Genomic DNA, 23,871 nt, shown 5'->3' with positions numbered 1-23,871 from the left:
GAGAAAATTAGCGCTTGGCTTAGTCAACCAAGTCTTCGGTGCCGACAATCAACCAAGGCGCCGCTTCGCTGTTTTTACGCTCCATATGCCAAATCTCATCGATACGCTCTTTAGCATGGGCAATACGGTCCTGATACTGGCCGCTAAAGTGGATGCTGATAGCCCACACATCATTGTCGCAGCTGGCGCGAACAATATTGGCATCAACAAACAACACTTCTGTCAGTACTTCACCCTGCTCGGCGCGCAGGGCCTTAAATTCCTCGATAAGCTCGGGAGCCAAATACTCCGACACCAGGTCAAAGTTATTGTCATTCCAGGCCTGCTGAATGGTGACATAGTGCTCTTTGGCAGCGCGTATAAAGCCGACCTGGTCAAAGTTTGGCGGTAGTTGCATGGGCACAGAGCTAGGTTGCGGCTGAGGCTGAGCCGAGGCGCTGCTTTGCTGCCACTGACCCTGGCTCGCATAGGCCTGGCCATGCGGCGTCGCCATCATGGGACGCGGCTGGTTTTTACGCATCGCCGAGCGAATAAACTTAAAGAGTAAAAATCCGATACCTGCAAGTAATAGAATTTCCAGCAGTTGCACGCCTTCAAAGTCATCACCCATCATGGCGGCAATTAGACCACCGGCCAGCAGGCCGCCAAGCACACCGGCCATAATGCCTTTTTTGCTCGAGGTTTTCTTCGCCGCCACCGTGCTGGTGTCCGTGGTTTGCTGTTTTTGTGTGGTCTGAGTTTGCTCGGTCTTACCGGTCGTGCGTTTCGAGCCAAACTTTTTACGCGCCTGGGCATCGAAGCTGGCGGTAAACAACACGCTCAATAGCGTTAACATAATTACCAGATTTTTCATGGTTATCCTTAAAAATAAATACTGGCGGCAGTGTACCTTAGCCCTAGGCTAAGGCAAGCAATTCGGGATATCAGGCAAGCTATATGCCCAGTTTTTAAGCATAAAAAGGCCCGTAAAATACGGGCCTAAATGCTCTGAAAAACCTAGAAGGAGTTATTCAAAAAACAGCTTAGTACGTGCTTTTTTACCCACTTCCGTCATGGTTTCGGCGTCATATAAACGACCGTTTATCATGGTGTATTGCACCTTATCGGACTGACGAATATCGCTGAGGATATCGCCGTCAATCACAATTAAGTCCGCCAGTTTACCTGCTTCCAAAGAGCCCAGGTTTTTATCCAAACCTAAGGTTTTGGCTGGGTCTAGGGTGGCGGTGCGGATCACCTCAAGGGGCGTCATGCCGCCTTGGGCAAACATCCACATTTCCCAATGCGCTGCCAGGCCTTCACGTTGACCGTGGGCACCCACATTCACTAACACACCTTGGTCTTGCAACTCGCCGGCAACACGGGCGTTATTGAAGTGGTTGTAGTGATGATCAGGCGCCTTGGTACGACGCATAGAGCGTGGCAATAACTGGTTTTTAGGGAAAATTTACTTAGACGCGGGTGGTTCCACACCTCGGTTTTATCGTACCAGTAGTTCTCACCCCAGATACCGCCGTAAGCCACGCCAAGCGTCGGCGTATAAGCCACGTCGCTTTGCGACCACAGCTGACGAATATCATCATAGATATTGGCCGCCGGAATAGAGTGCTCTATGGTGGTGTGGCCATCGATCACCATGGTGAGGTTATGCTGCAATAGTGAGCCACCTTCAGGTACCACCATCATGCCCAATTCGCGTCCTGCTTCAACCACCTGCTGGCGCTGATCGCGGCGCGGCTGGTTGTAAGATTTAACGCTAAAGGCACCGACCTTCTGCAAGCGCTCAAGATGGAATTTGGCATCATCCAGAGAATCAACGTGCGAGGTGTAACCCGGCATATTAGCACCATAGAGGATAGTACCGGTGGAGAAGATACGTGGGCCCACTATCTCGCCGGCTTTTTGCATTTCGCTGGCAGCGAAGATTTCCGTAGTATCGTTACTTGGGTCGTGAATAGTGGTGACACCTAGGGATAGACCGGCCAGGTTTTTCCAGTTCTGCTCGGGAATAATTTCATCACTACCCTGGCCGCCGTGGGCGTGGGCATCGATGATCCCCGGCATAATAGTTTTTCCGGCCACATCAATTATCTTAGCGCCTTCAGGGATCTGCACATCAGCCTGTGCACCTACGGCTTTAATATGCTTGCCATCGGTTAGCACCACGCCGTTTTCGATAACCTGCTCACCCTTCATGGTGATCACCTTGGCACCAACCAGGGCAATCATGCCCTTAGGCTCGGCCATGGCTTTTTTGAAACCAATATTTTCGCCGCTTTTCACCTTAAAGTCGGCATCGGCATCGCCTTTAATATTGAACATACCGTCGAGAGAAGCATGGTAAAGCTCAGGGCCCAGGCTCCAGTACAGGCGATCGCTGCTACCGCTCCAGCTGATGTTCTCACCAGCGCGCACAGAAAGCTGTTCAACCGGGAACTGGCTGTCTTTCGGGCCAATGCTGATGGTTTTGCCGCGCTCAACGAAAGGCGTTACATATACCTTGAAGCGCTCGGCAAATGCCAGGTACTGACCATCGGGCGAGATGCGGAATTCGGTGGCATGCTCGGACTCATACAGCTTACGAATTTTCTTACTCTCTAGCTCAACCACGCTGAAGGTCGGCTTAGGCCAAGGGCTCATCACATAAACGCGGTCATTGTCTTTACCGAATTGCGGCTGATAGCCGTGCTCGGTGATTAGCTCAGGCTTTTTCGGCTTATCCACATTGACCGCATAGATACCCGGTTTAAGCGACCATTCTGGCGCCAGCAAACTGCTGCCGGATGACTTTCTAAAGACCAGGGTTTCACCATCCGGGCTAAATGCCGGTTCCACATATTTGCCCGGCTCTGTGGTTAGGGTATCACCGCGGCCCGAGCGTGCAGAAACAACACGCACACTGCCCTGCTTTTCGTCGTCCCAGGTAACATAGGCGATTTGCTTACCATCACGTGAGAAGGTTGGGAAAAACTCAAAGTGATCGTCTTGCTTGGTCAGGCGTTTGATTTTGCCCGATTCAAGGTCGCGCTTGTAGATATGACCCATGGCCTCGAAAATCGCGGTTTCACCGTCCGGCGACACCTGCACATTGCGCAGCATTTTTACGTCAAATTCATCGGTATCCAGGTTTTGCGTAAAACGCAGCGCCTTTTGAATCGACTTGGTGGTTTCAACCTCAAAAGCGATTTCTTCGCTCTCGCCATTGTCTACGTCCAGCTTATGGATTTTACCGCCGGCCCAAAATACCAATGAGTCATTATCCGGCGTCCAGGCCATGGTTGGATACACGCCGTGAATGGCCCAGGTTTCCTGCATATCACGCTCAAGCTTATCGTACAGCTTGGTTTCTTTACCTGACTCTAAATCATAGAGGTAAAGCGTGCTTTGGAAGTCATCGCGCTTGATATAAGCTAGGGTCTTGCCATCGGGGGATGGCGTTGGACGAATGGCGCCGCCTGTGCCGCTTAGTATGGTCTCTATTTCGCCGGTTTCGCGGTCATAACGCTTAATTTTGTAGATGCCTTGCACCGAGTCTTTGGAATAGTGGAAGGTCTTACCTGGAGTGTCATCCTGAGAAAAATACACATAACGGCCATCCGGTGAAAACGCCGGCTCGCCCAGATCTTTTTGGTCATTTGGGCGCTCCGTTAACTGCACACCCGAGCCACCGGCCTTGTGATACATCCATACTTCACCGGCGCCCAATGAACGACTGGCGGTAAAGTGTTTACGGGCAACGATAAAGTCGCCGTCCGGGCTCCAGGCCGGGCTATTCAACAGGCGGAAGGATTCTTTGGTCACCTGGGTTTGCTCTGAGCCATCGACCTTCATCACCCAAATATTGTCGCCACCGCCTTGGTCTGAGGTAAAGGCGATATGTTGGCCATCAGGGCTAAAGCGCGGCTGCATTTGCCAGCCGATGTCCGAGGTCAGCTGAGTGGCCTTACCGCCGCTAATCGGCATGGTATAAATATCACCGAGCAGGTCAAATACCAGGGTTTGACCATCAGGGCTGATATCCACGTTCATCCAGGTGCCCTGGTTGACGCTGATTTTCGCATCCAAAAATTCGCCCTGTGGGCTGTCTACTTGCCATTTTTGTTCTTCTTTTGCGGCTTCCTCGGCATAAGCATTTGGCTGCGCCAAGGGCAGAGCCAGGGAAATTGCCAGTGCCAAGGCACTGTATAATGGAGTCTTCATAGAGTTCTCATCGGATTTAGTTATTATCACCCCCCTACTAAAACAAAATGTGTGACAAAGGGAAAGTCAGTTGGGGTTAATGGGCGAAAATGAGGGATGGATGTCCCCCCATTGCTCTCATTGCTAGGTTTGTGTTTAATCAAGCTTAGCTTATGCGTCAACTAGCGCTGCCAGTCACTGGGATCAAACTGATAATAGTCTTTAAGGACATTAAAAAGCTCGGCATCAAATTGGCGCATGGCGACGGGCTTCTCGATAAAGGTTTCGGTGGCTACGGCGAAAAACTCCGCCTCATTGGTGGCTCCATAACCATGCATAACATGAGGCATATTGTAGGCGATATGGCTCTTAAGCTTATTAAAGGCGCGCGAACACACCTCACCCCAACGCTGGTAGCTTTGCCTATTTGCCAATAAAGGTGTGCCATTGGTTTGTCCGGTCACCTGGTCGAGTTGATGGGCAAATTCATGAAACACCAGGTTGTGGCCATCGCCGGGCAAGCGATTGCCCTCAAGCACATCATGCCAGCTTAATACCAGGGTGCCGCCAGGCCAGGATTCGCCTTCACGTACCACCTGATGGTAACTGACCAGACCGGCCATATCACGCTCGGTCACATCGGCATAATAGGCACTGGGGTACAGCAATATCTCTTTAACATTGGGATACAAAGGCCAGGGTTTATTGAGCATAAGCAGACTGGCATTGGCCGCCACTACCAGCTTCATGGCCTCATTGACCCTTAAGCCATCGCGACCTAAAAAACGTTTTTCTCCTAAAAACCAACAGATATGACGCTCCAGCTTAGCCCTATCTGCATCCGTCATGGCGCGATAGATAGGCATGGCCCTTTGCAGTAACTGCTGTTGTGCCTGGTTTAAAGCGGCACCTTGATATTTACGTCGCCATAGACGCAAACGCAACTCGTCCTGGCGCCAATACACAAGCACAAACACCAGCATCAGGCCTATCAATACGACATTTATCATCTGTTAATTCCTTGACATAGTTACTTGTAAATATGACCCTTAGCCCGCTATTTCAATCTCAACGACACAAATTCACGTATAAAAACACATCATGACGCTTCCCATCTACGCGATAGAGCAGGCCTTTTTAGCCGCCCTAGAAAACCACAATGTCATAGTTCATGCTCCCACAGGCAGTGGTAAATCAACCTGCTTACCCCTTTGGGCCAAGGCTCGAGGGCGCGTTTTGGTGGTGCAGCCTAGACGCATCGCCGCCACTTCTCTGGCGGACTATCTGGCGATGCAAAGGCAGCAAAAGCCTGGGCAAGAAATTGGCTTTGCCATTCGCTTTGAGGCCCAACTGAGTGAGCAGACTCAGGTGGTGTTTGCCACTCCAGGGGTGGCCTTGCGCTGGTTTTTCGAAAATAAACTAAGCGATTATGATGTGGTGATGCTGGACGAATTCCACGAGCGTCGCTGGGATACAGATCTGTTATTGGCACTGCTAAAGCAGCATAACAGCCATCGCCTAATCGTCACCTCGGCCACCCTCAATGATAATCGATTGGCCGGCTATTTAGGCGCCAAAACCCTGCACAGTGAAGGCCGAATTTTCCCAATAGACTGTGAATATCTGGCTGACAACAGCCAAAGTATGCCCTCGCGTTTTGACTTGGCCCCACGGGTGCGCCAGGCCTGCGCTTATGCGTTAGAGCACAGCAACAAAGATATCCTGGTATTCTTACCCGGCCGCGCGGAAATTAACAGCTGCCTCAGTGCCTGTCGCGACCTGCCCGCCGAGGGCATTGCCCTGCATGGTGCCAGCCCAGTGAGCGAGCAACGCTGCGCCATGCAAGAAGGCACGCTGCGCCGCATTATATTCGCCACTAACGTTGCCGAAACCTCACTGACGGTACCGGGAATAGAGTGTGTGATAGACTCCGGCCTTGAACGGCGCACTCATCTACGCAAAGGCAAAACCGTGCTTGGGCTCGATGCCATAGCCAGAGACTCGCAACTACAGCGCAAGGGGCGGTGTGGGCGCACCGCACCGGGTCTTTATATCGCGCTTTTTGGTGAGCATGCGCCGCTATTGGTACAGACGCCGGTAGAGATAGAGCGCGAAGCCCTGGATGAGCTGGTTTTGGCCAGCGCCTGTGCTGGTATCGCCATAGATAATCTTGAGCTGCTGACGCCGCCGGCACCTTCCAGTCTGGCTCGGGCAAAACAGACCTTGAGCAAGCTCGATGCCATTGATGCCCAAGGCCTGGCCACCGAGTTGGGGCGACGCATTTATCCCCTGCCCGTGGATGCAGAGCTAGGTTACCTGATAGAAAAAATGCCCAGCTCCACCTTGCGCCAGGCCATGATAGACTTGGCTGCGGTTATCGCCACACCGGCGCAGCTTTATTCGCTGCCAAACCAAGACACACTTGCCGAGTTAGCCAAGGCCTTGGGTGAGCACCTTAAACACAGTGATATCGCCCTGTGCATTGCCGCGCTACGCGGCCAGTGCAATGAGCACCTGCACATAGAAGAGACGGCTCTGACTGAAGCACAAACCTACAGCAATTATTTACGCTCGGCCTATCAATTGCCAGAGATTGAACGCTGCGCCCGTTTCGATTATCAGGCGCTGATACAGGCCATAGCCAGGGCGCGCCCGGATTGTATATTTATGCGCCGAGATAACCGCCGCGGCGGCTTTGGCAATGGCGAACTGGAAATTCGCCCGGCAAAAAACTCCTTGTTAACCGAGGACCAAGAAGCTGCTCTGGTCCTGGCCACCTTTGCACTGGCGGGCAAAGGCAAAAAACACGCCGATACTTTGGCAACCTTATGCGCGCCTTTGACCTTAAAGCAGGTGTTGGAATTTGCCCCGACCACACCAAGACTCAGCAACTATTACTGGCATCCTGATGAGGTAAATACGGACGAGGGACTGGCGGGTGAAATAAGAGCCACCCTGACATACAGCTACGCCCAAGTTACCCTTACAAGCATGGATACCCGGGTAGACGATGAGCAGCTACTGCCAGCGCTAACCGAGTTGATATTAGATGGCAGCTTATTTCCCGGGGTTGCTCAGCAGGTGAGCGACGCCCTTGCCTACCATAATCTCTATCTGCTTTATCACCAGCAGGAGCAAGGCCTTGCCACCGCTGGCGAGCATTTACGAGCCAGACTTGTTGAATTAGGAATTCAAAGCCAGGAAGATTTAATGCTTATTGAGGCGGAAGATCTATATTACCAAGGGCTTGAGCCCTGGCAGAGCAAGGAATTTATGGAGCGTTTTCCGCTGCAACTGGTGTTGCCGGGGATGACTCTAGATATTGAGTATTTATTTAAGGCCAAGCGGGTCATAGCCCATTATCACTGCGGTGAGCGCAAAGACCCCCCCAAACGCTGGGAGTTACCGAGTTGGAGCGGTCTGCAAATTCGTTATAAAAAAGCCAGTAAGGTGGTAGATATTCGTTAATACCAATTCTGTTGAGTATGTGATCAGATATAGCGCTGGATAAATGATGTGCTAACAAGGCGAAATTTTTCTTATGTAGTTATTCTGCATAGGCGAGCAGACCCTAGCTATTTAAGTGAATTGGTTTAAGGCAGCTCTTCGCACAAGAGGTAATCCCGGCGATGACCCAGGCAGCGATTGCGGCCCTGCTCTTTGGCCAGATACAAGGCTTTATCGGCGTGCGATAACAATCTATCAGCATTGACCGCGCAGTCGATATCGGCGGCGCCGATACTGACACTGACCTGCAGACCGTGGGCCAGCACCGAGTAATCATAACTGGCTATCTGATGGCGAATGCGTTGTGCCCAGCACAGCGCCCCATCCTCATCAAGGCCTGGGAATAAGATGGTGAACTCTTCACCGCCCCAGCGCGCAAACAGGGCTTGTGGCGGTAAACAGCGGGCGATAATCTGCACCACGGTGGCAATGACCTGATCACCAACCAGGTGCGAATAATGATCGTTAATTTGCTTAAAGTGATCTATGTCTAATAACAGCAGGCTCAGCGGCTGCCCGTCACGTTGAGCTTGGACAAAATGCACCACTAGCCACTGGTCGAAGGCACGGCGGTTAGCAATGCCGGTCAGCTGGTCGTGAGTGGCCTGATGCTCAAAGGCCTGCGCTTGCTTCGCCAGCACCTGAGTTTGCTCCTTCACCCGCTTTTTCAATCTCGCCTCGGAGCGTTTAAGGTGATAAAAACGCAGTCGATAAACAAGCAGCAAGAGCAATAACAAGAGGGCCACAACAAATATTTTGAAGCCTAAAGTTTGCCAGACCTTGGGCGCTACTTTAATCTCTACCGCAGCACCGCTTGCTTGCCAGATGCCATACGGATATCGGGCGCGCACCTCGAAGCGATAACTTCCCGGTGGCAAGTTAGTGTATTCGGTAATATGCAGGTTGCCACGGTCAACCCAGTGTTGCTCGTAGCCCAATAAGCGGGTTTGATATTCAATACGCTCGGTCATCACATAACCGAGTCCCGCATAGGTAAAAGAAATACGGTTATGCTCCGGGGGCACATCAACCACGGTATTTTGATAGGCCTGTTGCGGATGGCTATCGAACTGCACCGCCTCTATGCTCACTGGCAACGCCATATTAGCCATACGGGTGAGTTTATTAGGGTCCACCATGACGGCGCCACGCGCAGTGGCTACCCAGACATTATTGTCGTTATGCAAAATAGCCGGATACTGAGAGCCGCCATTGGCTTGCGAGCTCAGCATGCCATCCCCCTGATCAAACAAGGTGTATTCCATTTGCCGCGCGGGCTGCTCCATACTGGCGATGATACTTGCACGGCTAACGCGCATAACGCCTCGGTTGCTGCTGAGCCAGAAGTAATCGAATTCGTCCACCACCACGGCAAACAGTTTATCAACGGGTAAGCCTTGCTCCTTGCCCACCTTCTGCAATTGTCCGGTCTCGCCGTTATAGCGTACCAGGCCGCGGTCAGTGGCCATCCATACCTGCCCTGGCTCCATTAGAAAGCCAAAGGCATACTCTGTATCGAATTGCTCATCTAACGACAACCGATAAAACTGGCCCTGCTCGAAGTAGCCCAAGCCAACCCCAGTACCAACCCAAATACGCCCCTTATAATCTTCGCTTAAGGCCATAATAAAGTTGCCCGGCAAACCGTCCTCATCGGTAAAGAACTGCAACTGCCCGTGTCTATCTCGGTGCACTAAACCCCCTGCGGTGCCTATCCAAACACCACCGTCATCCTGCTCCAAAACGGCGCGCACTTCATTGCTGGGCAAGCCGGTATCACGGTTTAAATAGCTGGTTAACTTCCGCCCATCGAAATACATCAGGCCGTCGGTATAGGTGCCGACAAAAATACCGCCGTCACTGCCCGAGGTCAGACTTAATACCGAAATGGGCGCGCCAGGGCGCTGCCCCAGGGGCGTGGCTCGGCCATTTTGATAGCGATTTAAACCATTGCTGGTGCCTAGATACAGGTATCCGTCGCTATGACTTAACAGGGTTCTTACATAATCGCCGGAGAGCCCCCGCGAGTGGCTTAGAGTGGTAAAAGGAGCCTGACGCAGGCGAAATAGTCCGGCATTGGTGCCAATCCAGATACTGCGTTCCTGGTCTTCTAATAAAGAAAGAATACGGTTGCTCGGCAGGCCAACATTGGCATCGAGTTTTTCTAGGCCGAACTCACTGTAGCGAAACAAACCGTGGTTAATGGTGCCAAACCAAATATCACCACGGTAATCGACCATCACCGCCGACACAGACTCATGCTTAAGCGCTTTATCCAGCAACTTGAAGCCTCTGTTCTCCTCACGCCAAATGCCCTGCTCAGCACCCACAAGCAAGCGCTGGTTATGATCCAGCGCCAGCTTATAAGTCATGCCATTGAGGGCATTGTTAGTCGTTTCAGGGCGCTGCATTTGCCCGTTTTGATAAACATATAAGCCATCACTGCTGGCCACCCACACCTTATCGCCCTGCTCGAGAACATGGTAAGTGCTGGCTCCGGTGAGAAAATGCAGATCTTGCCCTTGATAGCGACGCACTACGCCTCCGTCTTCAAGCGCCAGCCATAATGCGCCATCGCTTACACGCAGCGCAAAGTTGATCATATAGGCTGCAGCAGGCAAGGCCTGCCAAAAGTTGCCCTTGACGCTGCTCACACCGCCGCGAGAGCCGGCTACATACAACTCATGAGTTTGACTATCCAGGCTCAGGCTGCGTATCCCGGAATCGGGTAAACCCGTTTCCTCACCGCGAGTAAACAAGGTGAATTTACGGCCATTAAAGCGCGCCACCCCTTCCCAGGTACCAGCCCAAATATAGCCATCAGGAGTCTGTGCTAGGGCATTAATACTGTTGTGAGGGAGGCCATCACGGGTATCCCAGGTTTCAGCAAAATAATGACTCAGGGGGACATTTTCAGGGACGTTAACAGCCGCATTTGCAAACACGGGGGCAACTTCAGAGCCGGGGGAGCTCGTAGGGATCTGCTCAACTGCCTGTAAAGAAGCAGCAAGAGTCAAAAATACAAAAGTAAATATGCTGAAAATTAACGTCATGGAAATAAAAGTAAAGCGCACCTAGCCTATTTGAATTCTTAATTCTTGGTTTGAGGCAACATTAACATAAGATGAACGTATCACTTTACACGCTTGTGGCGTAATTACAAAGGATTACCTGATCATTTAGCGTCCACCTTCACATTTTTCATGGCTTAACTGTTAACTAGCCGGTTAGGTAGCGCTGCGGATCGCGAAATTTTTGCTGTAATTGTCCAATAAACTGGCCGCTATGCAGGCCATCCATCAGCGCATGGTGCACATCTAAAGATAAGGTCATGCTGCCCGTGCCCTTATCATATTGGCCAAATACCAGCTTAGGCACACCGCTGGCATTACCCTCATGGGTGGCGTGAGAAAAGGCGGAAAAGTTAAGCCAAGGCAGCACAGACACATGAATTAAATCACAGCGCCCTTCACTTTCGGCAAAGCATTCACTAAACAAGGGCTGTTGTAAGGCTCGGGTCTTGGCCTGAGCGTGCTGCTGACAATACTCGCTAAAACCTTGCACCGAAGGCAAATAACTAAAACGGAAGGTGTCATCGTCCGCCAATTGCACCACGCTGATACTGGGGTTGGCACAATGCACCGGACGGCCATCGACAATGCGCAGACCCATGGGCCAATATTCGGCGGCGCTAATATGTGCTAAATAAAGATAGGCTAAGAAAAAAGACTTTTGCTGAACACGACAATAATCGTACAAGGGTTCTGCCCTGAGGCTGACGCACACATTAAAGTAAGGTTGTTGGAAATCTTTAAAAAAGGAAAAGTGCTGATGCCTTTCCCAGTTATCTAAATCGACATAAGTGTAAGATGTTGACATAAGGTAATTACGTATAAAAAAGGCACGCTCTGGAGCATGCCTTATTCATCATTGCGGCGCAATCTATTACGCGCAAGTAATACCAATTCACTTAAATAGCTAATCATTCTAGCGGGCTAAATATCGTGCTAACTGCGTTGGAATTTTTCTATGGAGAATAACTACATAAGAAAAGTTCCGCCTTGTTATCACATCATTTTTCCAGCGCTATATCTGATCACATACTTAACAGAATTGGCATAAGAAAAGATTAAAGCCCGTTGGCAATAATTTCTTCAGCCAGTTCGTCAGCAACCACGTGCGTAGAAACCTGTTCAACGTCTGAACGTTGGAAGATTTCGATAAGGGTATCGTAAATGCCCTCAACGTGCTTGGTAGCCGCTTCTGCGCTGTAACCTTCTTCTTTCGTCTCGTAGTATACGTTGATGATACCACCAGCGTTGATCACGTAATCCGGTGCGTAAAGAACGCCCTTCTCACGCAGAATTTCACCGTGACGAGACTCGGCTAGCTGGTTGTTTGCACAACCGGCAATGATGCCAGCCTTAAGGCGTGGAATGGTATTGTCGTTTACCGTTGCGCCCAGGGCACAAGGTGCGTAAACGTCTACATCCAGGTCATAGATTTCATCGATGCCCACGGCAGTCGCATTGAACGCATTAACAACACGGGCAACCGACTCTTCATTGATGTCTGTTACGAATAGCTCAGCACCGGCATTGTGCAGGTGTTTACATAGGTCGTAAGCAACCGCGCCCAAACCTTGTACTGCAACCTTGACGCCCTCAAGGTTTTGGTGACCGTGCTTGTGCTGATACGCTGCTTTAATACCTAGGAATGTACCTAGCGCGGTGAAAGGCGAAGGGTTACCACTTTTACCTTCAAGACCCATTACATAGTTGGTCTCTTTGTGCATAACCATCACATCACCTGTGGTGATGTTTACGTCTTCGGCCGAGTAGTAGCTACCACCCATACGCTCTAGTTGCTTACCAAAGGCACGGAACAAAGCTTCCGATTTAATCGTTTTCGCATCACCTATGATCACCGACTTACCACCGCCGAACGGTAAACGCGCTACCGCGTTTTTGTAAGTCATACCCTTAGACAGGCGCAGAACGTCTGTTACTGCGTCTTCATCACTGGCGTAGTTCCACAGACGACAACCGCCTACCGCTGGACCTAGCTTGGTGTTGTGAACTGCGATAATTGCCTTAAGGCCTGATTCTTTATCGCTACAAAATACCACCTGCTCGTGGTTATCGAAGTCAACTTGATTAAAAACAGCCACTATTATTCTCCGAACTTTATACCCGAGATACGGGTGCGCTGAAATTGCCGCTGACTCTATCACTAAGTCACGTCTCTTACCACTCAATGAGATGATAAAGTCTCGACTGGTTAACAATGCAAATATTGCTTCCCACTTACCTTAATTATTTGAAAAAATTATGCAGGTAAATACCAAAAAGCAAATTTAGGAACCACTTCAAGCCAGCTTAGTAATAACATCTACCCCTTAGGTAGTGACGTTTACGTCAACGGCAATAATGATGTAAATATTTTAATACGCATTGGGGAATTGTCTAACCCCGAGGTGGCGGGAGCTGGCGCCGAAAAAGCGCCAGCCCAAGGTTACTGGTCAGACTTGATGATATTACTGAGTGTATTTCGCCATCCAGGTAAATACTTGCTCATACCAGTGTTTAAGATTATCCGGATTGCGGATCCAATGGTTTTCATCCGGGTAAACCACCAGGCGTGAGTCGATGCCCTTGCGCTGCAAGGTAGTAAAGGCACCCAGGCTTTGCGCATAAGGCACGCGATAGTCCTTCAGGCCCTGAATCACCAACATAGGAGTTTGCCAGTTTTCAACAAAGTTGGCCGGGTTATAACGCTTATAGTCCGCGTCTTTAGCCCAGAATGGCCCGCCCATTTCATGCTCGGCAAACCACAGCTCTTCGGTGCTTTGGTGGAAACTCGGCATATCGAACAAACCGGCGTGGTTTACCAGGCAGTTAAAGCCGGTCGGCCAGTTGCCTGCTATCCAGTTCATCATATAACCGCCGTAAGAGGCGCCGAGCGCACAACCGTTATCGGTATCAAGCCACTTATAGTTGCTCTTCACATAGGCCAGACCTTTTTGTAAGTCCTCAAGCGGCTTACCGCCCCAATCCCGGGAGATAGAGTTGGTGAATTCTTGGCCGTAGCCCACCGAGCCATGGAAATCTATCATCACCACGCCATAACCTTGTGCCGCCCACAACTGCGCATTCCAACGGCTATGGAACATATTGCCGAATGAACCCTGCGGGCCGCCGTGCACTAAAAACGCCAGCGGGTAACGTTGCTGCGGGTCGAATAAGGCCGGTTTAACCAAATAACCATACACCTGCTCATCGTTGGCGCCGGTAAACGAAAATTGCTCCGTCTCACCCAGTTGCAGGGTTTCCAGGTTGGCTTTATTCACCTGAGTCAGTTGACTCAATCCCGCACCATCGCGATTAATACGATACAGCTCTTTGGGAGAATTAAGGGCGTGGCGGGAGAAGATGATCTGCTGACCCTGCACCTGCACATCGCCGACGTAACCGTCGGAGAACAGGCTGCGCACATCGCCAAAGGCGGTGCTGATTTCAAATAAGCTGGTTTGTCCTAAATCTTTGGCGGTGGCATAGATTGCACGGCCATTAGGACCAAAGCTAAAGCCCTCGACGCTTCTGTCCCACTGCTGTGCCATGGACTGACGTTCACCAGTGCGCAGGTCAATCAATTGCAGGGTAAACTTATCCGCTTCAAAGCCGGGTTTACTCATGGCCTTATAGGCAAGATAACGACCATCACTGGAAAACTGTGGGCTTGAGTCCCAGGCTTTATTTTCCTCGGTCAGGTTACGCACCGCACCGCCTTCAATGGCTACTTCGAACAAGTCAAAGTTGGTGCTCCAGGCATTGTCCTTGGCCTTCACTTTGGCGCTAAACACCACCTTTTGCCCATCCGGACTAATGGCTACTTCTTCCATGCCGGAAAATGGTTTGGCCGGCACATCAGTTTGCCATTGCGGCGTCAGGTCTTTGGCATCTTTAATGATCTCCTTGCCCATGCTGGCAACAAACAAATGTCTGACCTTATCATCATTCCAGTGATCCCAATGACGCACCATCAGGCTATCGTAGACCTGTGCATTATGGGCAACACTCTGCTGTTGCTTCTCTTTGTCGAGTGAGCAGGCAAGCGTGTCACATTCGGGATACACATCAAAACTCACCACCAAGGAGCGGTTATCAGCGCTCAAACGATAGCCTTCGATATCCAGCGGGAATTGGGTGATAGGCTTGGCTTCACCGCCGGCTAATGGCAAATACCAAAGTTGCTGTGAGCCGGAACGCGACGATAGAAAATAGATGCCCTTACCGTCGGCACTAAAGCTGACGTCCGACTCGGTGCCGGTGCTGTAGGTTAATTGCTTTACTTGTGGCGGTTGCGCTTGCAGCGACGAGGCCATCGCACCAATTGCGGGTAGCGTCTGGGCGTAAAGCTCACTACCCTCAGGCGTTTTAATGGCGTAGATCAGGGTATTACCATCGGGTGACAGCGCCACGCTGTGAATTTTGTTTAGGTTATTAAGTTTATCTACCGTCAGTACATCAGCCTGAGCACTTTGACTGAAACCACTGAGACTGAGACCACTTAGCGCCAATGCAGCGGCGATACGAGTTGTTGTTATCATTATTTTACTCCATAAAAAAGAGCGCAAAAGCGCTCTTTTTCTAAGGTTTAGACATTACTTTAAAGCGCCGTCCAATTCTTCGATTTTTGCTTTCCAAATAGCTGGACCTTGAGTGTGCGCATTGGCACCTTCACTGTCTACCGCTACGGTTACAGGCATGTCTTCCACTTCAAATTCGTAGATGGCTTCCATACCCAGGTCTTCGAACGCCACCACGCGGGCTTTCTTGATTGCTTTAGCAACCAGGTAAGCGGCGCCGCCGACGGCCATCAGGTAAACCGCTTTGTTTTCTTTGATTGACTCAACGGTTGCCGGGCCACGCTCTGCTTTACCTATCATGCCGATAAGGCCGGTTTTCTCCAGCATCAGGTCGGTGAATTTATCCATACGCGTTGACGTTGTTGGGCCTGCTGGGCCTACCACTTCGTCGCCAACGGCATCAACCGGGCCCACGTAGTAGATAAACTTGTTGGTGAAATCCACACCCTCTGGCATGCCTTCACCGCTTTCGATCATGCCTTGCAGGCGTTTGTGCGCAGCATCACGACCGGTGAGGATTTTACCGCTTAGTAGCACGGTCTCACCCATTTTCCACTCTTTGATATCTTCTTTGGTCAGGCTATCAAGGTTTACGCGACGCGTGTCTGCACCTACTTCCCAAGTCACTTCTGGCCAGTCTTCAAGCTTTGGCGCTTTAAGGTCGGCCGGGCCGCTGCCATCTAGCGTGAAGTGTACGTGACGGGTCGCCGCACAGTTAGGGATCATCACCACCGGCTTAGAGGCCGCGTGCGTTGGCGCAGTTTTAACCTTGATATCAACAACCGTGGTTAAACCGCCCAGACCTTGTGCGCCAATACCGGTTTTGTTAGCGCGCTCGAAGATTTCCAGACGCAGTTTTTCTTCTGTAGTCTCGGCGCCACGCTCCATTAGCTCGTGAATATCAACCGGATCCATAAGAGATTCTTTTGCCAGTACCGCGGCTTTTTCTGCGGTACCGCCGATACCTATACCCAACATGCCCGGCGGACACCAGCCTGCGCCCATGGTTGGTAAGGTTTTTTCAACCCACTCGGCGACATCGTCAGACGGGTTAAGCATGACCATCTTGGTTTTGTTTTCAGAGCCGCCACCCTTAGCGGCGATCATCACTTCCACTTCACCACCTGGTACCAGGTCGATGTGCACAACAGATGGCGTATTGTCCTTGGTGTTCTTACGTGAACCGGCAGGATCGGCAACGATAGAGGCACGCAGTGGATTATCCGGATTTAGGTAAGCGCGACGGGTACCTTCGTCAACCATTTGCTGCACCGTCATGTCCGTTTTATCCCACTTCACGTCCATACCCACTTTTACGAAACAGGTCACGATACCCGTATCCTGACACAGTGGACGTTTGCCTTCAGCAGACATACGAGAGTTAATTAGGATTTGTGCAATGGCATCTTTTGCCGCTTTGTTTTGCTCTTTGTTATATGCTTTTTCAAGCGCCTGAACAAAATCCAAGGGGTGATAAAACGAAATGTACTGCAACGCATCGGCAATGCTGTCGATGAAGTCTTGCTGACGAATAGTGCTCATAAATCTTCCTTCATACTGGGTCGTGGTGCCATTAACAAGCAATGGCAGGCACGACAACTCGGTGACGTGCGCACGGTGAGAGACCGCGACTTCTGAAAAAGTGTAACTTATGATACCCTCCCAGCCCGTTTCGGGCTAGCTCTTCGAGTTGAAGATAATGACAAAATCGCAATTGCACTGCATCAAGGCGCCAATACAGGCACAACCCTGTGATGTTTTTACCCATTTTCACCATTTGCCGGGGGCTATTTTCCTCGACTCGGCAAGCGATAGCCATGTCAATAGTCGCTATGACATCATCGCCTTTGCGCCTACCAAGTGGCTCAGTGTTGAAGATGGCAAGGCTATGTTGGACAACCAGCCCCTAGAACAAGACGTTTTTGTGCAAATGCAGGCCGAGCTCGGCGCACTATGCCCGGACAGAGCCCCTTATGGCCTGCCCTTTAACGGCGGTTGGCTTGGCTATTTTGGCTATGATCTGGGTCGCTTATTGGAGCGACTGCCCGAAACCGCCGAAAAAGATATTCACCTGCCCGAGATGCAAATTGGTTTGTATCTCGATGCGCTGATTTTTGATAAGACCGCCAAGCAATGGTATTACCTGGCGCAGCCTAGTATCGACGCCGAAGCCGGATTACAAAAATACCTCAACCAGCTTGAAAAGGCCCCCAAGGCCGGTGACTTTGCCCTGAGCTCAAAGTGGCAATCGAATATGAGTTATGCGTTTTATGCGCAGCAATTTGCCAAAATTCAGGACTATTTGCGCAGCGGCGATTGTTACCAAATCAACCTGGCACAGCGCTTCTGCGCCCAGTACCAGGGCTGCGAATGGCAAGCCTATCAGCGTCTGCGCGAGCATAACAAAGCGCCCTTTTCCGCTTTTATTCGCCTAACCCAAGGCGCCATTTTGTCCATCTCGCCGGAGCGCTTTATCGAGGTAAAAGACAAGCAGGTGGAAACCAAGCCCATCAAGGGCACACTGCCGCGTAGTAAGGACGCGCAAGAAGACAAGGCGCTGGCCGAGCAACTTGCCAGCTCGCCAAAGGATCGCGCCGAAAATGTCATGATAGTGGATTTGCTGCGTAACGATTTAGGTAAGGTCGCTAAACCCGGCAGCGTCACCGTACCCTCGCTGTTTGCTATCGAGAGCTTCCCGGCGGTGCATCATTTGGTCAGCACGGTGCAATCCCAACTGGCGGAAGGTAAAACCGCCATAGATCAGCTGCGCGCCGCTTTTCCAGGAGGCTCGATCACCGGAGCGCCGAAAATCCGCGCCATGGAGATCATCGAAGAGCTGGAGCCACACAGACGCAGCCCCTATTGCGGCTCCATCGGTTACTTGAGCGCCTGCGGCGATATGGACACCAGCATTACCATTCGTACCTTGGTTGCGAACGAAAATAAGCTCTACTGCTGGGCCGGCGGCGGCATAGTCGCGGACTCAAATGTTGATTTGGAATACCAGGAAACCTACCATAAGGTAAATAAAATCTTACCCGTATTAGAGTGAGTATCGCCTTTTGCCAGCCAGTACCTGTGCCCAGTTGATCAGCCGCTTTAACCTCTCGCAGGTTATAGATCCGCAGCCCAAGCGCCACCCAAAACGGCGCAGCGCTGTGGTTATGCTGCTTAGCGACTCGCCCCAGGGCGCTCAGGTCCTGCTGTGTAAACGCCCTCGCCATTTACGCAGTCACCCCAGTCAATTATGTTTTCCCGGCGGCAAGCAGGAGCGCCAGGACGCCAGTCTCAGGCACACCGCACTGCGAGAATTGCATGAAGAACTCAATATTGCCCCGCGCGAGGTGGATATTATCGGTCACCTCGAGGACATCGAAACTCTAGGCGGCATGGTCATTACCCCCTATCTGGCCTATCTGCACCCAGGTGCCCATTGGCAGCTGGATCGCAATGAAGTGGATGCCGCATTTTTTATGCCCTTTTCAACCCTGGTTGAGCGCCAAAACTGGTACCCTCTTCGCGTTGAGCGCAGCGGTTCCCCGTTAGAATTCCCTTTACTGAACACGCCCTACGGAGTGCTATGGGGCGCTACCGAGCGCATCATCAACCAATTCATTCAACAGCTTGGCCTGAACAGCTAAAAAACACCGCAAAGAAAATCAGTTCCCGGGATTACATCTATAATTATTTAACGTTATCATGGCCGACCGTTCAAAGGTTATGTGAGTAATAGGTTATATGATCAGTGCATTCGATATGTTCAGCATTGGTATTGGACCCTCCTCGTCGCACACAGTAGGCCCTATGCGTGCCTCGCGACTGTTTGTCCAAGCTCTTGAGCAGCAAGGTAAGCTTAAGGATGTTACCGAAGTTAAAGCCGAGCTGTTTGGCTCGTTAGGCCAAACGGGGGTCGGCCACGGCTCGGGTAAGGCGGTGATCTTAGGATTAGCCGGCTATGATCCTGAAACCGTTGATGCCGATGCGGTACCGGATATCCTAGACAAAATCGAGCAAGAGCAAGTCATTCACCTCGACAAAAAGCATCAGGTCAAATTTCCCAAGCAAGGCGCGATTGTCTTCCATCGCCGTAAAACCTTGCCCAAGCATTCTAATGCCATGGAGCTGATAGCCTTTAAAGACAAAGAGATTATCGCCTCCCAGGTGTACTACTCCATCGGCGGCGGCTTTATCGTCAGCGATGAAGATTTCGATAAAGAAAAACAGGCGGCACTGGATATTCGCGAGCAAAATCCGGCGCCCTACCTCTTTGATAGCGCCCAAGAGCTTTTAGAGCTGTGTAAAGAGTCAGGGCTAAGCGTCTCCAGCCTGATGATGGCCAATGAAAAAACGCTGCGCAGCGAGAGCGATATTCGCGATGAACTCTTCCATATCTGGGAAGTAATGAAAGCCTGTACCGAGCGCGGCATACGCACGGAAGGTATTTTACCCGGTGGTCTTAAGGTACGCCGTCGTGCCCCAAGCCTGTATTTAAAGCTCAATGTTGAGAGCAATAACGACCCACTGCGCGCCATGGACTGGGTTGATTTATTCGCCTTGGCGGTGAATGAAGAAAATGCCGCCGGCGGCCGCGTGGTTACGGCACCGACCAATGGTGCGGCGGGTATTTTGCCTGCGGTGCTTATGTACTACCACACCTTTATCAAGGAAGTGGATAAGGAAATCGCCACCCGTTACCTGCTCACCGCAGCGGCTATTGGCATCCTGTATAAGAAAAACGCTTCTATCTCCGGCGCCGAAGTAGGCTGTCAGGGCGAAGTGGGCGTGGCCTGCTCCATGGCCGCCGGTGCGCTCACCGAAATCATGGGTGGCAATGCCACTCAAGTTGAGAATGCTGCGGAAATCGGCATGGAACACAACCTGGGCCTAACCTGCGATCCGGTTGGTGGTCTGGTGCAGGTACCTTGTATCGAGCGTAACGCCATGGGCGCGGTGAAAGCCATTAATGCCTCTCGTCTGGCCATGCGTGGCAGCGGCGAGCAAAAAGTGTCCCTGGACAAGGTGATTAAGACCATGTGGGATACGGGCAATGATATGAAAACCAAGTACAAGGAAACCGCCCGTGGTGGTCTTGCGGTTAATATTATTGAGTGTTAACTCGGCTTCGAGTTACAAATAAAAAAGGCGACCTAGGTCGCCTTTTTTAATACGCTCAAAAGCGCCAGCGCTTAGCGTACCGGCAGCTCAATATTGGCAAACATGGCATCCACATCGTCCTGGTTGCGCAACAAACAGGCTTTTTCTACTCTGTCTTTAGTCAGATGCGGGGCAAAACGCTCGATAAAGTCGTACATATACCCGCGCAGGAAGGTGCCCTTTCTAAAGCCAATCTTAGTGGTGCTGGCTTCAAATAAATGACTGGCATCGATACAGACCAGATCTGTGTCGCTCACCTGATCTATGGCCATAGAGGCAACCACACCCACTCCTAATCCTAAACGCACATAGGTTTTAATCACATCTGCATCGGTGGCAGTAAAGACGATATGCGGCTCGTGACCATGGGCGTTAAAGGCCTTGTCCAGCTCGGAGCGACCGGTGAAACCAAAGACATAGGTGATAAGTGGATATTGGGCAATATCGGCTATGGTGAGGCTATGGGCCTTTTTCGCCAAGGGGTGATCCTTAGCCACGACAATACTGCGATTCCAGTGATAACAAGGCAGCATCACTAGATCCGAATACAAATGCAATGCCTCGGTGGCAATGGCAAAATCCGCATCACCGCGGGCGGCGGCGTCAGAGATTTGCTGTGGCGTGCCCTGATGCATATGCAAGGACACCGCCGGATACTTTTTCATAAAGCCCTGGATCACACCAGGTAAGGCATAGCGGGCTTGAGTATGGGTGGTGGCAATATTGAGTTTACCCTGATCCGGCAAGGTATGCTCATTGGCCACGGCTTTAATGCCCTCAACCTTAGAAAGAATTTCTCGAGCAATATTAATAATGTCGTTACCGGCGCTGGTAACATGGGTCAAATGCTTACCACTGCGGCCAAATATCTGCACACCGAGCTCGTCTTCAAGCATACGAACTTGCTTAGAAATCCCCGGCTGGGAGGTATAAAGACTCTCTGCGGTGGCGGACACATTGAGGTTATGATTAAGCACCTCAACTATGTACTTTAGCTGCTGTAATTTCATGATATTTACTTTCTTTTATTATTTTACTTAAAAACAAACACAAGCAGCGGCCACAAGGGGCAGCGCTGGGCGCCGCAACGCGTATGTCAATTTAGACAGCCAAACGACGAATCGGTAAACGTCAAAATGAGCCAACTATTGCGGAGGGTTAGGCTAGCATATTTAATTGCCACTCGGTACTGTTGATTTAGCTGTCAGCCCCAGAGGTCTTACCATTACGCACACTGTGCTTACGCTAACACCCTCATGTTAACAGCGAGTACATTATCGCAAGGGAAGAAAAAAGCCGCTTAACAGCGGCCTTCTTAATTAAGACAGGAAGATAAACTTGAGCACAAATAAGGCACTGAGTATCCAGACACTGATACTGACCTCGTTGGCCTTATTACAAACCACCTTCACCGCGGTATAAGCGATAAAGCCTAGCGCAATACCATGGGCAATCGAGAAGGTCAGCGGCGTCATTAGTAATACAACGGCCACAGGGATGGCGTCTGTCATATCGTCCCAATCAACCAGTTTCAGGTTTTGCAGCATCAAGATAGAAACATACAAAATCGCCCCCGCAGTGGCATAGGCCGGCACCATGGAGGCTAATGGCGCAAAGAACATCATCAATAAGAAACACAGGCCCACCACAACGGCGGTTAAACCTGTGCGTCCACCGACGGAAACACCGGCCACCGACTCAATATAAGAAGTCGTAGTTGAGGTGCCCAGCATGGAGCCGGCTATGGTAGCGCTACTGTCGGCGCTCAATGCACGACCCAGGCGCGGCATACGCCCTTCATCATCGGCCAGGCCCGCTTTTTGCGTTACCGCAACCAAGGTGCCCGAGGTATCAAATAAGTCAACGAATAGGAATGCAAAGACCACACTGAGCATAGAGAGCTCAAGGGCACCGGCGAAATCCAGTTGCATAAAGGTCGGCATAATAGATGGCGGCGCCGAGACAACCCCCTGATACTCAACCAAGTCCAACCCAAGGGCCACCAAGGTAACCAGCATAATACTGATCAAAACACCGCTTTTGATATCGCGATACAGCAAGGCGGCAATAATAAAGAAGCTCAAAATAGCCAAAAGCGGACCACTGCTGGTGATATCGCCCATCTGCACCAGGGTCGCCGGGCTGGCAACAACAATGCCGGCATTTTTTAAGGCGATCAAGGCTAGAAATGCACCTATACCCGTGGCGATGGCTCTTTTTAACACTAAAGGAATGGCGTTGATAATCCATTCCCGCACCTTAAACAGGCTTAGCAGTAAAAAGATACTGCCCGACATAAAGACCGCGCCCAATGCCGCTTGCCAGGTGTAACCCATGCCTAGCACCACACCATAAGTGAAAAAGGCGTTCAGCCCCATTCCCGGCGCCAAGGCCAGCGGATAATTGGCCCAAAAACCCATAATAAAACAGCCAATTGCTGCGGCAATACAGGTAGCGACAAAGGCCGCGCCTTGGTCCATCCCCGCTTCCGCCAGCATCGCCGGGTTAACAAAAACAATGTACACCATGGTGATAAAGGTAGTGATACCGGCAATCACCTCACGTTTCACAGAGCTTCCATGCGCTTTGATCTTAAAAACACTCTCTAGCATTGGTCTTTTTCGAGCTAATAAACAAGCCGGCAATGCTAGCACAAATACGGACAAATGACCGCATAAATAGCCGCTTTAACCCATATTTCCGTGCAAACTTTTAATCTCGGCTAAAAAATACCGTTTAAAAAAGAGGCAAAAAAAAGCTTGCACCCAACAACTGTATAAACTACTGTATATAAATACTGTATAAAACACTGTATATCGTTTACTTTACCCCCAGCGAGGCAATTATGTTACATACAGCAGCGGTTCGACACGTAAAAAGCTATCATCAAGAAAACCCGGTGGCCATTAACCTGGTGCATACAGAAGATGAGATCTCAGCATCTTTTGAATTACTGAAAATTATCCATCGCTACAATAGCAGTAATGGTTGGACCCTGCTGGTTGCACCGGATCATATCCCCAGCCGCGACCTGCTAGATTCTTGCTCTATCGACACCAGTAAGCTCTTGGTTATCCGCCGCAAACACATTGTTGATTGCGAATATATGCTTAATTGTGCACTGCAAAACGGTCGCTTCGCCGCCATTGTTACCTGGACGGATATTGTTACCTTGGCGCAACTTGAAGCCATGCAACTCAATACCCATCAGGCCAAGGCGCAATTATATTGCTTTGCCTCCGATGCTGACGCGGATTCCGATGCCGTTCAGACCAAGCTGCCCCAAGCCATGCAAATTTGCTAATACCAATTCTGTTAAGTATGCGATCGGGTATAGCGCTGGATAAATGATATGCTAACAAGGCGAAATTTTTCTTATGTAG

General features: G+C 50.8%; 14 protein-coding genes and 1 pseudogene. 5 read left to right on the top strand and 10 right to left on the bottom strand.

Going from position 1 to position 23,871, the window contains the following annotated elements; genetic code table 11:
- Positions 1 to 19 precede the first annotated feature (19 nt).
- From C2M34_RS13250 to C2M34_RS13240, 3 genes and pseudogenes are all read right to left on the bottom strand, one after another.
- Positions 20 to 853: a Tim44 domain-containing protein gene (locus C2M34_RS13250; protein ID WP_105199180.1), complete on the bottom strand. Its 834-nt coding sequence runs from the start codon at positions 851 to 853 to the stop codon at positions 20 to 22.
- A 153-nt stretch (positions 854 to 1,006) separates the two neighbouring features.
- A pseudogene (locus C2M34_RS13245) lies at positions 1,007 to 4,200 on the bottom strand (amidohydrolase family protein).
- Between the two features lie 161 nt (positions 4,201 to 4,361).
- A complete protein-coding gene (locus tag C2M34_RS13240; protein WP_105259043.1) occupies positions 4,362 to 5,189 on the bottom strand; it encodes a M90 family metallopeptidase in 828 nt (275 codons plus the stop codon).
- 91 nt (positions 5,190 to 5,280) lie between these two features.
- Between C2M34_RS13240 and C2M34_RS13235 the strand changes: the two genes are divergently transcribed.
- A complete protein-coding gene (locus C2M34_RS13235) occupies positions 5,281 to 7,647 on the top strand; it encodes a DEAD/DEAH box helicase (protein WP_105259042.1) in 2,367 nt (788 codons plus the stop codon).
- A 125-nt stretch (positions 7,648 to 7,772) separates the two neighbouring features.
- Here the strand turns inward: C2M34_RS13235 and C2M34_RS13230 are convergent, their stop codons facing one another.
- From C2M34_RS13230 to C2M34_RS13210, 5 genes are all read right to left on the bottom strand, one after another.
- The gene (locus C2M34_RS13230; protein WP_158681451.1) at positions 7,773 to 10,631 is read right to left on the bottom strand and encodes a ligand-binding sensor domain-containing diguanylate cyclase; all 2,859 of its coding nucleotides are present in this window, start codon (positions 10,629 to 10,631) and stop codon (positions 7,773 to 7,775) included.
- 274 nt (positions 10,632 to 10,905) lie between these two features.
- The gene (locus tag C2M34_RS13225; RefSeq protein WP_105259041.1) at positions 10,906 to 11,565 is read right to left on the bottom strand and encodes a CatA-like O-acetyltransferase; all 660 of its coding nucleotides are present in this window, start codon (positions 11,563 to 11,565) and stop codon (positions 10,906 to 10,908) included.
- A gap of 250 nt (positions 11,566 to 11,815) precedes the next feature.
- Positions 11,816 to 12,856, bottom strand: coding sequence for a Leu/Phe/Val dehydrogenase (locus C2M34_RS13220; RefSeq protein WP_105199175.1), 1,041 nt, complete (start codon positions 12,854 to 12,856; stop codon positions 11,816 to 11,818).
- Between the two features lie 366 nt (positions 12,857 to 13,222).
- Positions 13,223 to 15,295 (bottom strand): S9 family peptidase, encoded by a 2,073-nt coding sequence (locus tag C2M34_RS13215; RefSeq protein ID WP_105259040.1) that lies wholly within the window; start codon positions 15,293 to 15,295, stop codon positions 13,223 to 13,225.
- Between the two features lie 54 nt (positions 15,296 to 15,349).
- The gene (locus tag C2M34_RS13210; protein WP_105259039.1) at positions 15,350 to 16,876 is read right to left on the bottom strand and encodes a fumarate hydratase; all 1,527 of its coding nucleotides are present in this window, start codon (positions 16,874 to 16,876) and stop codon (positions 15,350 to 15,352) included.
- Positions 16,877 to 17,033: 157 nt separating this feature from the next.
- Between C2M34_RS13210 and pabB the strand changes: the two genes are divergently transcribed.
- The 3 genes from pabB to C2M34_RS13195 all read left to right on the top strand — a co-directional run bounded on the left by pabB (position 17,034) and on the right by C2M34_RS13195 (position 20,449).
- The gene (pabB, locus tag C2M34_RS13205; protein ID WP_105259038.1) at positions 17,034 to 18,386 is read left to right on the top strand and encodes an aminodeoxychorismate synthase component I; all 1,353 of its coding nucleotides are present in this window, start codon (positions 17,034 to 17,036) and stop codon (positions 18,384 to 18,386) included.
- Positions 18,387 to 18,396: 10 nt separating this feature from the next.
- Positions 18,397 to 18,975 carry an NUDIX hydrolase gene (locus C2M34_RS13200; protein WP_105259037.1) on the top strand — a complete coding sequence of 193 codons (579 nt, stop codon included), beginning with the start codon at positions 18,397 to 18,399 and terminating at the stop codon, positions 18,973 to 18,975.
- A gap of 97 nt (positions 18,976 to 19,072) precedes the next feature.
- Positions 19,073 to 20,449, top strand: coding sequence for an L-serine ammonia-lyase (locus C2M34_RS13195; protein ID WP_105199170.1), 1,377 nt, complete (start codon positions 19,073 to 19,075; stop codon positions 20,447 to 20,449).
- A 71-nt stretch (positions 20,450 to 20,520) separates the two neighbouring features.
- Here C2M34_RS13195 and cysB read toward each other — a convergent pair whose 3' ends face one another.
- Together cysB and C2M34_RS13185 are read right to left on the bottom strand one after the other, a co-directional pair.
- The gene (cysB, locus tag C2M34_RS13190) at positions 20,521 to 21,498 is read right to left on the bottom strand and encodes an HTH-type transcriptional regulator CysB (protein WP_105199169.1); all 978 of its coding nucleotides are present in this window, start codon (positions 21,496 to 21,498) and stop codon (positions 20,521 to 20,523) included.
- 309 nt (positions 21,499 to 21,807) lie between these two features.
- Positions 21,808 to 23,100, bottom strand: coding sequence for an NCS2 family permease (locus C2M34_RS13185; protein WP_105199168.1), 1,293 nt, complete (start codon positions 23,098 to 23,100; stop codon positions 21,808 to 21,810).
- A gap of 233 nt (positions 23,101 to 23,333) precedes the next feature.
- Here C2M34_RS13185 and C2M34_RS13180 point away from each other — a divergent pair, with 233 nt between their 5' ends.
- Positions 23,334 to 23,792 carry a hypothetical protein gene (locus C2M34_RS13180; RefSeq protein WP_234398818.1) on the top strand — a complete coding sequence of 153 codons (459 nt, stop codon included), beginning with the start codon at positions 23,334 to 23,336 and terminating at the stop codon, positions 23,790 to 23,792.
- Positions 23,793 to 23,871: the final 79 nt, after the last annotated feature.

This window comes from Pseudoalteromonas sp. T1lg88 (assembly GCF_002964765.1).
Lineage (GTDB): Bacteria > Pseudomonadota > Gammaproteobacteria > Enterobacterales > Alteromonadaceae > Pseudoalteromonas.
Note: the sequence above shows the minus strand (reverse complement) of the source record. Positions and strands in the feature narration are given on the sequence as shown.